15 protein-coding genes are annotated in these 13,729 nt (G+C 35.8%); all 15 read right to left on the reverse strand.

What is annotated here, in order from left to right; genetic code table 11:
* Positions 1 to 47 precede the first annotated feature (47 nt).
* The 15 genes from LDM92_RS02045 to ileS all read right to left on the reverse strand — a co-directional run bounded on the left by LDM92_RS02045 (position 48) and on the right by ileS (position 13,720).
* Positions 48 to 593 carry a GNAT family N-acetyltransferase gene (locus LDM92_RS02045; RefSeq protein ID WP_223901825.1) on the reverse strand — a complete coding sequence of 182 codons (546 nt, stop codon included), beginning with the start codon at positions 591 to 593 and terminating at the stop codon, positions 48 to 50.
* Between the two features lie 11 nt (positions 594 to 604).
* On the reverse strand, positions 605 to 1,396 hold the full coding sequence (locus LDM92_RS02050; protein WP_223901826.1) for a hypothetical protein: 792 nt from the start codon (positions 1,394 to 1,396) through the stop codon (positions 605 to 607).
* Positions 1,397 to 1,410: 14 nt separating this feature from the next.
* Complete coding sequence (locus LDM92_RS02055; RefSeq protein WP_223901827.1) at positions 1,411 to 2,118, reverse strand: ATP-binding cassette domain-containing protein; 708 nt, start codon at positions 2,116 to 2,118, stop codon at positions 1,411 to 1,413.
* 92 nt (positions 2,119 to 2,210) lie between these two features.
* Entirely contained in the window at positions 2,211 to 2,603 is a 393-nt protein-coding gene (locus tag LDM92_RS02060) for a DUF1828 domain-containing protein (RefSeq protein ID WP_223901828.1), read from the reverse strand.
* 16 nt (positions 2,604 to 2,619) lie between these two features.
* Positions 2,620 to 4,998 (reverse strand): SF1B family DNA helicase RecD2, encoded by a 2,379-nt coding sequence (recD2, locus tag LDM92_RS02065; RefSeq protein WP_223901829.1) that lies wholly within the window; start codon positions 4,996 to 4,998, stop codon positions 2,620 to 2,622.
* Complete coding sequence (locus tag LDM92_RS02070) at positions 4,991 to 5,638, reverse strand: tetratricopeptide repeat protein (RefSeq protein ID WP_223901830.1); 648 nt, start codon at positions 5,636 to 5,638, stop codon at positions 4,991 to 4,993. Before LDM92_RS02070 ends, recD2 begins: the two co-directional genes overlap by 8 nt.
* Positions 5,635 to 6,291, reverse strand: coding sequence for a histidine phosphatase family protein (locus LDM92_RS02075; protein WP_223901831.1), 657 nt, complete (start codon positions 6,289 to 6,291; stop codon positions 5,635 to 5,637). The genes LDM92_RS02070 and LDM92_RS02075 overlap by 4 nt, the downstream gene beginning before the upstream one ends.
* Positions 6,292 to 6,411: 120 nt before the next feature.
* The gene (mnmA, locus tag LDM92_RS02080; RefSeq protein WP_274383947.1) at positions 6,412 to 7,536 is read right to left on the reverse strand and encodes a tRNA 2-thiouridine(34) synthase MnmA; all 1,125 of its coding nucleotides are present in this window, start codon (positions 7,534 to 7,536) and stop codon (positions 6,412 to 6,414) included.
* A gap of 5 nt (positions 7,537 to 7,541) precedes the next feature.
* Entirely contained in the window at positions 7,542 to 7,883 is a 342-nt protein-coding gene (locus LDM92_RS02085; protein ID WP_223901832.1) for a DUF1831 domain-containing protein, read from the reverse strand.
* Positions 7,884 to 7,936: 53 nt separating this feature from the next.
* Positions 7,937 to 9,088, reverse strand: coding sequence for a cysteine desulfurase family protein (locus LDM92_RS02090; protein ID WP_223901833.1), 1,152 nt, complete (start codon positions 9,086 to 9,088; stop codon positions 7,937 to 7,939).
* 3 nt (positions 9,089 to 9,091) lie between these two features.
* On the reverse strand, positions 9,092 to 9,787 hold the full coding sequence (locus LDM92_RS02095; RefSeq protein WP_223901834.1) for a 5'-methylthioadenosine/adenosylhomocysteine nucleosidase: 696 nt from the start codon (positions 9,785 to 9,787) through the stop codon (positions 9,092 to 9,094).
* A gap of 19 nt (positions 9,788 to 9,806) precedes the next feature.
* The gene (locus LDM92_RS02100; RefSeq protein ID WP_223901835.1) at positions 9,807 to 10,145 is read right to left on the reverse strand and encodes a hypothetical protein; all 339 of its coding nucleotides are present in this window, start codon (positions 10,143 to 10,145) and stop codon (positions 9,807 to 9,809) included.
* A 1-nt stretch (position 10,146) separates the two neighbouring features.
* The gene (locus tag LDM92_RS02105; RefSeq protein ID WP_223901836.1) at positions 10,147 to 10,710 is read right to left on the reverse strand and encodes an NUDIX hydrolase; all 564 of its coding nucleotides are present in this window, start codon (positions 10,708 to 10,710) and stop codon (positions 10,147 to 10,149) included.
* 14 nt (positions 10,711 to 10,724) lie between these two features.
* The gene (locus LDM92_RS02110) at positions 10,725 to 10,931 is read right to left on the reverse strand and encodes a cold-shock protein (protein ID WP_223901837.1); all 207 of its coding nucleotides are present in this window, start codon (positions 10,929 to 10,931) and stop codon (positions 10,725 to 10,727) included.
* Entirely contained in the window at positions 10,931 to 13,720 is a 2,790-nt protein-coding gene (gene ileS / locus LDM92_RS02115) for an isoleucine--tRNA ligase (protein ID WP_223901838.1), read from the reverse strand. Before ileS ends, LDM92_RS02110 begins: the two co-directional genes overlap by 1 nt.
* Between the last annotated feature and the right edge of the window lie 9 nt (positions 13,721 to 13,729).

Consider the following 13,729-nt stretch of genomic DNA (forward strand, 5'->3'; position numbering starts at 1 on the left):
TAAACTTTAAAGCATCATTTGCTTGTCAAAGTATTTTGTTAATTTAATTATCTGGAAACAATTTTAAATTTATAGCAATTAAAACTCATTCGCTTAAGTAGTTGACTTAAATTACGCTTTTTAAAGTGTTTATCAGAGCTTAAAATCGAATAGTGGCCGCCTTCATCGACTAAATTGTCTTGAGTTAATTTGAAGCCATTATGTTTATAAAATAATAATCTATTAATCCTTTGAGAGTAGTTTTTTGCTGTTTTAATAACTGGTTCAATGTCTAAAACAATTTCCTGATTTGGATGGTGCTGTTTCATCAGGTTTAAAGTCTGACTGCCATAGCCCTTGCCACGCCAAACTGGGTCAACTGCTAAATAACCAATATAAATAATCTTTTCGGCATATGTCCAAAAAATTAAGCCTATAAAATTATCATTTTCATAGACTGCTTGCAAATTAACTCTTTTTTGCAAAGCCATCGCCAGCAACCCGACAAATGGAAATCGTTCATTTTTAGGAAATGCACCTAAATATAATTTTCTTACTTTAAAATAATTTTTTGTCCCCCATTTAACATTTTTGAACGTTAAAATAAATATCACCTTTCTTTAACTTAAAAAGCATCAAATGAGCCGTCTTTGCGCTCTTTCTTTATACAATAATCGAATATCAAAATACCAACTAAGAACCACACTACATTTACTACTATCAATATTATCAGCTTTGACAATGAAACTCCATGGCCAAGAAATATTTGCCGCACTATTTCGATGCCACCGACATAGGGAATGACCTCCTGAAAAGCATTATATACTGGTAAATAAACATTAGACAACATGAGCAATAAAGCCTGCAATATAGTAGCCCACTGGCCCATTCTTTTAAATCTAATAGAACCAGAAGCAAAAATCATTCCGATACCAAACATTCCTAGATTGGAAATTAAGGAAAAGACAAAGGTTAACAATAAAGCCTTTAATAGTTCAACTACTGTGAATATTGAAAAAAATGAGGCTACAAAGCCTATGATTAAAAGATAGATCCAGACAAACAAATTTTCTGCCAACGTTTGAATAAAGTATAGAACCCATAAGGGAAAGATGGACTGAGTTTCACTTTCAAGCAGACCAGTTTGCTCATCAGTCTCTACCCCATTACTACATTCACCTAATGAAGAGATACCAATACTCCAAAGCAAGAAACCGATAATAGTAAATAAGACCCCATGTTTTGTACCATATGCCTGACCCAGTTGTGCAGGATCAGTGAAAAAGACAACAATCAAGAAAGCTCCAGCATATAAAACTAGTGAACTAACAGTTGAATTAACATAGCGAGCTTGCAGTTTTAGCTGTAAATATAATTGTACCCAAAAAATATTAAATAATTTTTTAACTTTTTTCATTTTGCTTCCTACCTTTACTTATAAATTTCATGGTATTCAGAAATTAGGTCATTTTCAGCCATTTTATGTTCAACATTTTTCTCTATTTGGCCATCCCTTAAAAAAAGATAATGATCAACAACTCCAGAAAGCATTTGAGTGTCATGCGATGAAATAAAAATAGTATTCCCGTATTTATTTTTTAAATCCAGAATAAAGGATGCTAAATCTTCTTGGGCCGCTATGTCAAGTCCATTTGAAGGCTCGTCCAAAAGTAAAACTTCTGTTTCCATTGCTGCTCCCACAAGGATAGCAGCCTTTTTCTTCAAACCAGTAGACAAATTTTGAAAATAAGTGTTAAGTTCATTTGAAAAATTGAAATCCCGCGCCATTTTTCGAATATTGTTTTCTGTTTTTTTAATACTAATTCCTTTAAGTGAAGAAAAATACATCCCATTTTCAAGGGTATTTAACCTGTACATGAGACCCCTTTCACCTGAAGCGACAAAAGTGGTATGCAAACTGGACCACTTAACATATGGTTCGTTAGCCTGGTCATTTTTGATCAATCCTTCGGTTGGTTCCAATACCCCCGCAAGGAGTCTTAACATGGTTGATTTGCCCACACCGTTAGGTCCGACCAAACCAATTACTGTTGGTTCTAAAGGAATTTTAAAATTTAGGTAATAAAATACAGGCTTCTTACCGTAGTTTTTCTTTACCTTATCAAAAATAATTGCCATAGGTTTTTCTTCCTTTTGCTTAAAATGATACCAATAATTTAATCATTATTTTTTAAAATTAGCAATAAAAAATAGTATTTAGTGATAGCTTTTTAATTAAGATATGAAACGTTTACTTCTAATTGTCCTAATTGCATAATGTTTTCAGCCAAAGTTTGTTCATTACATTCACAGCTGATCACTCCATTTTCAACATTAAAAGAAAAGCCACTGGCTGTGATTAAATCCGCGCATGCAGCAATCAAATCTTCGTCACTTGCGCTGGGATCTAATTTAAAAAGTGCCCGACCATCATCAGTAACGTTATATTTATCAACCCCAGTTTTTTCGACAAAACAATACACTGTTTCGCCAAATGAATCCTTAAAAATAGTTTCAATTTCAAGAGTATCCGGACCAAAATTTAAAATATGAGTGTTAGTGGCAACCCATTCCGCAAGTTCTTTTCGTAAGTTTATAAAACCTTCTTTTTTTATCTTTGCCATTTTCTTAAAAAGTCCCTTATCTTGTTCGTGTTTCTAATTTAATGTCTTTCATCCCAATCATAGGATCAATTCGACCCGAATAAATCAACTGCGGTGTTAATATAAAATCCTGAGTTGGATTTTCAAACACATCAGAATTTGCTTCTCCTTGTTCATTTTTATTTTTACCTGAATCTTTTTCTTGAACAGATTTATCTTGCACATTTAATATTTTTTGCAGTTTAATAGTTAATCCTGTCTGACGGTCATTACCAGAAGTATTAAAAGCCAATTCATAAGCGCGGGGATCGCCAATTAAAACCAAATTTTTCTCTGCGCGAGTAACGGCAGTGTACAATAAGTTACGTTTAAGCATGACATAGTTTTGCATAGTCAGGCTCAAAATAACTAACGGAAATTCAGAACCTTGAGCTTTGTGAATGGTAATTGCGTATGCTCTGGTTAAATCAAACAGATCTTTTTTACTGAAGGTTATTTCTCTGTCATCAAAATCAGCTACCATGCATTTTTGGGAATTATCATTATCAATTGCTAGGATTTTACCAATTTGACCATTATAGATATCTTTTTCAGGATTATTTTGCAATTGCAAAATGCGGTCCCCAATACGAAAAGTCTCATCATGTACTTCCAGTGTTTTGCTATTTTCCTTAGGCGGATTAATAATTTCTTGAATAACATTATTCAAATTGGTGACGCCACCATCGCCCTGGTACATTGCTCCTAGTACCTGAATATCATCCGGATTAAAGCCCTTTGCTAAAGCTCGCTGGACAATTTGACTGACAACATGCGAGACTTCATGCGGTGGACATGAAATAAATGAGTAGTTTTTGGTCTTTTTAAATAATTCCTGGGGATTTTTTCCTTCATTAATGTCATGCGCCAACGTAATAATGCTGGAATCGTCTCCTTGACGGTGAATTTGCTTAAGAACGGTAGTAGGAAAGGCCTGTGATTTGATTAAATCAGCAAATACGTTTCCTGCACCAACTGAAGGCAGTTGGTCTTTATCACCTACAAAAACTATGTGCTTAGTTTCATTGATGCTAGATACCAGTTGCCTAAACAAAAACATATCTACCATTGACATTTCATCAATAATTAAAATTTCACCATTTAATTCGTTTAGGTCAGTTGCATCATTTTCACCAATTCCTAATCCCAGCAAACGATGGATAGTTTTAGCTGTAATCCCAGTAATCTCTTCCATTCTCTTGGCTGCACGACCAGTAGGTGCAGCAAGTAAAAATGGCGGGTCTGTACTATAAAGAGAAGATGATGGTATTTCTGCCAGCTCTTTCAATGCTAATAAAATACCGTTTATGATAGTGGTTTTCCCAGTTCCGGGACCACCAGTTAAAATTGAAATTGGATTAGTCAGTGCGTTTTTTATCGCTGCTTTCTGAGTATTATCATAGTGAATTTTCAACTTGGTTTCAGCGTGAGTAATAGCAAGGTTTAGTTCTTTTTCATTGTAATTTGAACTCTTTTGCTTTTTTTCCACTAGATTTTTCATTGCGTTGGCAATATCAGTTTCAGTTTCATAAATTTCCTGTAGCGCTGCGTTTTCACCCATTACCACGACTTTACCTTGATGCTGGAGATTATTAACGCAAGTTGCTATCGTATCATACTCATTAATTTGCAGTAACTTGCCTGTTTCTTCAAGTAGTTGCTCAAGTTTGACGAAGGTATTGCCTTCTTTAGCTACTTCATCAAGTAAAATTTGAAAAATAGCGCCGTTAACTCTTTTGGAGTCATCGAGAGCCATTCCTAATTTACTGCCGATTCGATCGGCACTCTTAAAAGCATAGCCTGTAACTTCAGCAATTGAGGCATAAGGATCCTCTTCAAGTTTAGCTAAAGTTTCGCCATGATAAAGTTGATACAGTCTACTCGCTACTTTTTTATTCAAGCCAAATTGAGCCAGCTTTAAGACAGTTTCAGAATACGAATCCATTGAGCTGACACCGTTTAACAAACTTTGTTTTTGCTTTTTCGAAATAGACAAAGTTCCAACTTTTTCAGGGTTTTGCTTTAATATTGTTAGCGCATCCATTCCCAAATCTGAAATTATGGTATCAGCTGCTTTTTTGCCAATCCCGGGAAACTTAGTGGAACTTAAAAAATTAATTAAACTCCCCTTTTCATGAGGCAAGGCCAATTTATAATTATCACAACGAAACTGCAGGCCAAATTTATTATGTACAATCAACCTTCCAGAAAAAGTATAAGTTGCACCAACTTGAACGTCACCAAAACTGCCGGTCACTTTAATATCTTCACGATCATATTTTTCTAATTTTCCAATTATAGCAACATCAAGTATTTTATAAAGGTCTTGATCGTTTTCAAAAACTATTCGGTTGATTTTCCCAGTAAATTCAGTCATTTTTCTTTCTCGCATCATTCACTAATTTTAGTAACGAAGAATATTTTTTTTGTTCTTGTGCAAAAATTTTAGGATCTTGTTTTTTTGACTTTGCCAGATATTTTTCAGCTTCTTGGCGATCTCTAGTTAAAATTGTGATACCCAGCATGAAATTGATTTTGGCTGACCTTTTTTCAGTAGCTATTTCTTTATAAGTTGACTCTGCTTCCTTAATTTTGCCAAGGCTTAGCCAAATGTCACCTATTAATTCCAAGACTTTTGCATCAACTTTTTTAATTGTTAAAGCGTACGCCAATGCTTTTTGACTTTGACCAACTTTGTAAAAAACAAGTGCTTTTTGGTATAAAACTAAGTCATCATTAGGAATTTGATTAAGTATATTTAATGCTGTATCAAATTTACCCTGTAAATAATAACAAACTGCCAAATCATAATCTAAATCTTGAGGATGAGCAACTAACTTTTTTGCTTTTTCTAATAGTTCAGTAGCTTGTTCACTACTTCCCTGTTCTATTAAATAAGTCGCTAATTTTAAATAGTTTTCACTATTATTTGGTTGTTCATCAATTTTTGTTATTAATTCGTGTACCTTTTTGCTTACTGCGCTGGCGTTAGCAGCCTTTTCTCTTTTTTGTGTCATAATGAATCCGAGTCTTCCATTTTTCTGTCCAAAAACTTTGTCTCATTCCATACCAGAGCTTTAAAAGTTTTGCCCCTATCTTTTGTTTCCAAAATAGTAAGGCTGGTATTGCTTAAACCACCATTGTGGCGGATATCTGGCAGCGAATACCCCAATAATCCACCCATAATCGCTCCCAGAGCTGCCCCATGGCTCACCGCTAATACTTTATCGTCTATCTTAAATTGTAACCCAACATCTTTACCAAAGCTTTTGCCACGTGCAATTACCTCAGGGTAATTTTCTCCTCCGATGCTGTGGCCATCATATTTATCAGGTTTATCCCAAATGTCACTTACTTGCTCAGGATACCTGGCTTTGGCTTCGGTAAAAGTAAGACCTTCCATTTTTCCCAAATCAAATTCTCGCAAACGTTCGTCTATCTCGATGGAAAATGGATAACCCATTTCTTTAGCAAGTCTTTCTGCCGTCGTCCTAGCCCTTTTTAGTGGACTTGAATAAATGCCAGCAAATTTAATTTCACCTAAAAAACTGCTTAATTTTTGAATATCAGTTAAGCTTTGCTTTAAAAGTGGCGAATCACCGTGAGCTCCTTGAAAGCGCTTCTGTAAGTTCCATTCTGTTTTACCATGTCTGACGAAATAAATCTGCATTCATTAATTACTCTTTTCTGTAACTGTTATTTTCTAGTTTATCATTTAATAGTTTAAAAGAAAAAACGAAGACAAATAAAAAAAGAAAATGCACCTAAACATTTTCCTTTCAAATTTCTATTAAACTAGTTGAAGCTGACGATCATTTTGGTAGGCACAATCAATGTTGCCGCCACCTAAACATTCCTCACCCTGATAAAGAACAAGAGCTTGTCCAGGAGTGACAGCACGAGCAGGTTCATCAAAATATACTTTTGCCTTGTTTTTTTCTGCATCATAGAACACTGTCACGCCAACATCAGGCTGACGATAACGAAACTTGGCGCTGCAATGAATTTTGAAATCGTGATCAGGCTGTCCGGTAAAGAATGACATATCACTTGCTTCCAATTCAGTTGCGTAAAGCAATTTACTATCATATCCTTGCTCGACGATCAGCTGATTTTTTTGCAAATCCTTACCGACTACAAACCAAGGAGCGGTTGATTCTTTTGTTGAACCCAGTCCTAATCCCGATCTTTGACCAATTGTATAGTACATTAAACCTGCATGATGACCGACTACTTTTCCAGTCGGTGTGACCATGTCTCCAGACTGGGCAGGCAAAAATTCACTCAAAAATTTACGAAAATTTCTTTCCCCAATAAAACAAATACCGGTAGAATCCTTCTTTTTGGCAGTAGCCAGGTCATTTTTTAGCGCAATTTCACGCACTTGTGGCTTGGTTAAGTTGGCCAACGGAAAAATAACGCGACTTATCTGATTTTGATTTAGCTGACTTAAGAAATATGTTTGATCCTTATTGCCATCTTTAGGGCGCATCATATGAGTGATACCATTTTTATCAGTTATGGTTTTTGCATAATGGCCCATCGCAATATAATCTGCATCAAGATTAAGAGCGAACTCTAAAAATGACTTGAACTTTATCTGACTGTTGCACATTACATCTGGGTTGGGCGTGCGACCTTTTTTATATTCGTTTAAAAAATATTCAAAAACGCGATGCCAATATTCCTTTTCAAAATTGATTGAATAATAAGGAATTCCGATTTGATCAGCGACTCTTTTTACATCTTCGTAATCATCAGTAGCGGTGCAGACCCCGGAATCATCAGTGTCATCCCAATTTTTCATAAAGACACCAATTACATCGTATCCTTGCTCTTTTAAAAGAAGTGCTGAAACGGAAGAGTCTACTCCACCACTCATACCAACAACAACTCTGGTTTTTTTCTTTACCAAATTAATCAATCCTTCACAGCAACAATAATATTACGCTCCTCTAAATCCTTTAATATATAATCTAAAAGTTCAACTGTGGGAGCTAATTTCTCATTCTTAAAAATATTGACCTTTTGCAAACCATTTTTGTCTGTGACCACCATGGTCAGATGGGTCATCTCTTTATTTATAGTCATCTTCAATTTAGTTGGAGCATTATACGGCGAATCATTATAAAGTGGATGCTCATAATTAAAATTACCCTTAACGGTTTTAACAAAACCAGCATCAATTAATGCATATAACTTAAGGTCTGGACTAAGGGTAAACTTGCGTTTATCACCATTAATAATAACTGTATTTGCCATAATTCTACCTCACTTACTAATAATAAGCATATTTAACTAAAAAAGCAATTATTTTATTTATTTTGAATTTTACTCACTATTTTGGCAAGTTCCTTTGCGAAGGCTTGCACTTCCTCTTCAGTAGTGTAACGGCCAAATGAAATGCGTATTGACTCATTGATTCTCGGAGAGTTTTTACCAAAACAAGCCACTAAAACATGGGATGGTTCAATTGAACCTGCAGTACAAGCAGAACCCCCAGAAACTGCAAAACCAGCTAAATCCAAATTTGTCTGCAAAACAGTCGTTGAAACGCCATTAAAATGCAAGTTCAACACGTGATGAGAATCAAATTTTGCAGTTCCTCCGTTAACCTGATAGTTAACTTTAGTTTGGTTAAGTTCATTCAAAATAATATTTTGCAATTCCAGATATTTAGTTTGCAAATTTTCTTTGTCTATTGCTGTGATTTCACTGATAGCTTCTCCAAAACCAGCAATTCCTGGTACATTTTCTGTTCCCGCTCTACGCTTAGTTTCCTGTTCTCCACCATAAACAAGAGGTGGCAGATTGAGTGAGTTTTTTTCATATAAAAATCCAAGGAATTTGGGTCCATTGATTTTATGAGCGGAGGTGGATAATAAGTCGATATTCATTTTAACAACATCAAGATCGATGTTGCCTAATCCTTGTACAGCATCAACATGAAAATATGCATTACTTTTCTTTACTATATTACCAATTTCAATAAGTGGATTAATTGTGCCCAATTCATTATTAACAGCCATAATGGAAACCAAAGTAGTTTGCGGAGTTAGTGCATCTTTTAAATCTGCTAGTGAAATACGACCATTATCATCAACATTAAGGTATATGACTTCATAACCCTCATTTTCTAAGCGTTGCATTGGCTTTAAAACAGATGGATGTTCAATCTTAGTTGTGATAATACGTTTGCCGATATTTTGCCGACTATGAGCAGTCCCGAAAATAGCAGTATTATTACTTTCTGAACCACCAGAGGTAAAAATTATTTCATTTTCTTTGGCGTTAATTGCCTTGGCGGCTTTTTGCCTTGCTTGATCAATCACATGGCGGGCTTTGCGTCCCAGTTCATAGGTACTTGAGGCATTACCAAAATTGTTTTTCATTTGCTCAGTTATCACGTCGATTACATTGGGTGACATTGGTGTCGTAGCGGCATTGTCCAGATAAATTTCTGTCATTTGTTAATTCATCTTCTCTATGTAAGTACAAATAATTTTAGCAGCCTTAGCTCCCACTTTTTGAGCAAAATGATCAAAATCCTCGTTTGCGTCTTGATTACCATTGTCAGAAATAGCCCGTAAAGCTATCAAAGGTTTTTTAAAATGATAAGCTACCTGAGCAAAAGCGGCTCCCTCCATTTCGACACCCAATGCGTGAGCAAAGTTTTGTTTAATTTCATCTTTTTGCTTCTGAGAGCCAATAAAGGAATCACCGGTAACAATTAAGCCCTCTTTAAATTTAATGTTGTTTTCTTGCAAAAAATGTGCAAATTGCTTTCTTGCAGTAGAATCTAAATCAAATTTAGCTGGTTCGCCAGGTATTTGCCCTTCAACGTAGTCACCTGCTAACGTATTGTGAGCATCATGATATGCAAATGAATCAGCTAAAATCAAATCTTCCTTATGAACTTCTTCTTGCAAAGATCCCGCTGTACCTGTCATGAAAACTAAATCAACATCGACATTGCTTAATAGACTAGCTAAGTTCATAGCAGCCTGTACTTTGCCAATTCCGCTTAAACCAATATATAAATCATTGTGGTTAACGCAAAAATGCTCGAATGTAGTAGATCCGAACATTTCTTTGCGACCAGAGTGAAAATACTTATGATAATATTTAGCCTCAATTTCCATTGGGACAATAATTGCTATCTTCATTTTTACCCTCGTTTTTATTTTATAAGTGAAATAACGCCAATAATACCAAAATAATTAAAATCGAAACAATGATAATGGCACGATTAAGTTTACCTTTCAGCTTTAATGCTTTTTCTTGACTGGTGGTTAATTGAGATTGAGATTTTTCCTCTTCTCTTCTCGAAACCTGTTCCCGTTTTTTTACCCTTGCGTTTTTAAAATCATTTGCTTGTACAACTTCATCATCATCACGGGTAAAATCAGGGTTAACATCAACCTCTTCATCACTATCGTCAAAAGCAGATTTAATTGTATTTAAAAAGTTTTTACTTTTTTTATGTTTTAATTTTTTTCGGTAATCAGATCGTTTTTCAGTCATTTTAATCCTTTGCGTCAGCACCCGTAATTAGCATGTTCTCCCAGACACTCATTGCATATAATGTCTTGGCATCAACGATTTTACCTTGTGCCGAAAGTCTTTTCAACTCTTCCAAACTATACCAATGACTTGTTAAAAATTCATCGGGATCAAGCTCCCTTTTATCAGTCAGTTTAGTTAAAGTATCGCAATAGAATAAGTAGAGTTTTTCATTAGTAAAACCGGGAGATGAATAAAACTCAGTTATTTTTTCCCAGTATTCAGCACGATAGCCGCCCTCTTCATTTAACTCTCTTTTCATCGCATCCAGTGGACTAGCGTCAGTATCATCAATTAAACCTGCTGGAATTTCTAAAGTTAATTCTTTGATCGGTTCACGCCATTGTTCGACTAGCAACATTTCCTGTTTATCATTTACTGCAATGGCAGCTGAAGCAGGCTGATGCTTAACTATTTCCCGCAAGGCAGTTTCACCATTAGGCAATTTGATCGTTCTCACTGAAAGATCAACAATACGACCCGTAAAAATTTGTTTTGAAGAGATTTCAGTTTCTGTTAAATCCATTATTCACTTTCCTGTTAATCAGCTAAATATACGTTGACACATTGTAAGCCATTCTTACCTTGAGCGAGCTGATATTTGACTTTTTGTCCGACACGTAAGCGACGATAACCTTCTTCTTTGATAGCTGTATAAAAGACAAAGTAAGATTTTTGATTCTCATCGTCTGTGATAAAACCAAAACTACTGTTTTGATCAAACTGCTTTACCTTACCGTAACGCATTATTCTTCTAAACCTTCTTGTACTGCTTCTGGATAATCTTCTTTAACAATTTTAGCACATCTACCGCAAAGCATTGGAACTTCGCTGTCAGCTCCAATATCAGTTCTGATCATACGGCACCGAGGACAAACTTCACCTTCCGCATGTTCAACCACAAATGCACCATTTGGTAATTTTTCAGCATTTGCCGGTGCTTTACCGTCAGCAATAGTTAATTTAGAAACTATTAAAATTTGTCTAAAGTTTGCATCAAGGTTGGTTAAAACTGCTCTCATCTCATCAGTTGGGTAAACTGTAACTGCTGCTTCAAAAGATTTACCGATTAACTTTTGATCGCGCGCTTCTTCCAAGACTTTCAAAACATCATCGCGGAAATTCATAAATTTCTTCCAGTTGTCAAGGAGTTCATCATGATTTGCATAATGCTCAATTTCAGGCATTTCAGCAAGTTGGACATAATCTTCCTTTTCCTTTAAGAAAGACCAAACTTCTTCCATAGTATGTGGCAAGATTGGTGTCAAAACTTTAGCTAACTTAACTGTTGCATCATAAATCACTGTTTGCATTGATCTTCTGGCATGACTATTTTTGCTCTCAATGTAAAGAACATCTTTGGCAAAGTCAAGATAAAACGCTGATAGATCATTAGAAATGAAGGCAAATAACTTTTTATAAACATTATTAAAATCGTAACGCTCATAACTGTCAAGACAAATTTTAACCAAATCGTTGAGTTTAACTTCCAAATATTGGTCAATGGAGTTTAGATCTTCATAAGCGACTCTATTTGTTTGCGGGTCAAAATCAGAAGTATTAGCTAGCATATAACGGAAAGTATTTCTTATTTTGCGGTAACTTTCTGAGGTTTGGCGCAAAATATTTTGCGAAACAGCAACATCAGAAGTAGTGTCTACAGAAGCGACCCATAAACGAATTATTTCTGCTCCCATTTGTTTGATGACATCATTTGGTGAAATTACGTTACCTAATGATTTAGACATTTTATGTCCTTTTTCATCCAAAACAAAGCCTTGTGACAAAATACCGCGATAAGGTGCCTTACCCGTAGCAGCTACTGCTGTAATCAGACTTGAATTGAACCAGCCACGGTACTGGTCACTACCTTCAAGGTAGAGATCACATGGGAAATTCAAGTCTGGTCTTTTGGCCATGACAGCTTGATGAGAAGACCCGGAGTCGAACCAAACGTCTAAAATATCGTTTTCTTTAGTAAATTTGCCATTTGGTGAATGCTCAGAGGTAAAGCCTTCTGGTAACAATTCCTTAGCAGTTCTTCTATACCAAGCATTTGATCCTTCTTTGGCAAAAATCTGAGCAATATGCTCAATAGTTTCTGGTGTGACAATCGCAGTACCATCTTCTGCGTAAAAGATTGGCAGTGGAACACCCCAAGCCCGCTGTCTAGAAATTACCCAGTCACCACGATCCTTAATCATATTGTGCAGGCGTAATTGACCCCAAGATGGCGTGAATTTAACCTGATCAATTTGATCAAGAATCTGTTGGCGGAACTTTTCAACTGAAGCAAACCATTGTGTAGTAGCCCGATAAATTACAGGTTTCTTTGTACGCCAGTCATGAGGATAAGAGTGCGTGAAGAAGCTAAGCTTAAGCAAATTGCCGGATTTCTTCAATTTTTCACTGACAACTTTATTGGCATCATCATAAAACAATCCTACTAAATCGGGATCGTTAATATCCGCAGTAAAGCAACCTTTATCGTCCATGGGACTGTATACTGGTAGACCATATTTTTGAGCGACATTATAGTCATCTTCACCAAAGCCGGAAGCAGTATGAACTAAGCCGGTACCATCACTAGCAGTAACATGCATGGCATTCATAAGCAGAGAGTCACGGTCATATAAAGGATGCTTGGCAACCATATGATCCATTTCAGTACCCTTAAGATGTTGAACGACTTGATAATCTTCCCAACCTAATTCTTGAGCAACTGCTTCTAGGCGGTCAGTGCCAACAACATAACGCTTTGGACCCACTTGAGCTACTGAATAATCAAAACCCGGATTAACTGTGATACCCTGGTTAGTAGGAATAGTCCACGGTGTAGTTGTCCAAATTAAGAAATATGTATTTTCTGGATCTAGAATGCCTTTACCATCTTTTACAGGAAATGAAACATAAATTGAAGGTGATTTAATATCATGATATTCAACTTCAGCTTCAGCTAACGTTGACTCACTTGAAGGGGACCAATAAACAGGTTTTTTGCCTTTATAGATATAACCTTTTTCATACATTTTACCAAAGACACGAATTTCTTCTGCTTCGTATTCAGGTTGATAAGTAATATATGGGTGATCCCAGTCTCCCATTACCCCCAAACGCTTAAAGTCAGTCATCTGCTTTTTAATTTCTTGGCTGGCAAAATCTTGACAAAGCTGACGGTAATCCGCAAGATTCATTTTCTTACGGTCAACTCCCTGTTTGGTCAATTGTTGTTCAATGGGTAAACCATGAGTATCCCAACCTGGAACATAGGGAGCATAATAGCCGTTCATATTTTTAAAACGAACAATTATGTCTTTTGAAACCTTATTCATAGCATGGCCAATGTGAATATTACCGTTGGCAAAAGGAGGACCATCATGTAAATCAAATCTTGGCTTTCCTTTATTCAGTTTTAATCTTTGTTCATATAATTTGTTTTCTTCCCACTCTTTTTGCCACTGCGCTTCGCGTACTGGCAAATTACCCCGCATCTTAAATTTGGTTTTACCCATATTAAGTGTATTTTTCACTCTCATTTTTTAATC

It is taken from the genome of Lactobacillus laiwuensis (assembly GCF_019972835.1).
GTDB classification, from domain to species: domain Bacteria; phylum Bacillota; class Bacilli; order Lactobacillales; family Lactobacillaceae; genus Lactobacillus; species Lactobacillus laiwuensis.

Excerpts from the sequence above, each read along its gene's own strand:
- LDM92_RS02105 (WP_223901836.1), bottom strand. The coding sequence starts at position 10,710 with ATGGATTTAACAGAAACTGAAATCTCTTCAAAACAAATTTTTACGGGT.
- LDM92_RS02070 (WP_223901830.1), bottom strand. The coding sequence starts at position 5,638 with ATGACACAAAAAAGAGAAAAGGCTGCTAACGCCAGCGCAGTAAGCAAA.
- ileS (WP_223901838.1), bottom strand. The coding sequence starts at position 13,720 with ATGAGAGTGAAAAATACACTTAATATGGGTAAAACCAAATTTAAGATG.
- LDM92_RS02085 (WP_223901832.1), bottom strand. The coding sequence starts at position 7,883 with ATGGCAAATACAGTTATTATTAATGGTGATAAACGCAAGTTTACCCTT.
- LDM92_RS02100 (WP_223901835.1), bottom strand. The coding sequence starts at position 10,145 with ATGACTGAAAAACGATCTGATTACCGAAAAAAATTAAAACATAAAAAA.
- LDM92_RS02110 (WP_223901837.1), bottom strand. The coding sequence starts at position 10,931 with ATGCGTTACGGTAAGGTAAAGCAGTTTGATCAAAACAGTAGTTTTGGT.
- LDM92_RS02075 (WP_223901831.1), bottom strand. The coding sequence starts at position 6,291 with ATGCAGATTTATTTCGTCAGACATGGTAAAACAGAATGGAACTTACAG.
- LDM92_RS02050 (WP_223901826.1), bottom strand. The coding sequence starts at position 1,396 with ATGAAAAAAGTTAAAAAATTATTTAATATTTTTTGGGTACAATTATAT.
- LDM92_RS02055 (WP_223901827.1), bottom strand. The coding sequence starts at position 2,118 with ATGGCAATTATTTTTGATAAGGTAAAGAAAAACTACGGTAAGAAGCCT.
- LDM92_RS02090 (WP_223901833.1), bottom strand. The coding sequence starts at position 9,088 with ATGACAGAAATTTATCTGGACAATGCCGCTACGACACCAATGTCACCC.
- LDM92_RS02095 (WP_223901834.1), bottom strand. The coding sequence starts at position 9,787 with ATGAAGATAGCAATTATTGTCCCAATGGAAATTGAGGCTAAATATTAT.
- LDM92_RS02060 (WP_223901828.1), bottom strand. The coding sequence starts at position 2,603 with ATGGCAAAGATAAAAAAAGAAGGTTTTATAAACTTACGAAAAGAACTT.
- recD2 (WP_223901829.1), bottom strand. The coding sequence starts at position 4,998 with ATGACTGAATTTACTGGGAAAATCAACCGAATAGTTTTTGAAAACGAT.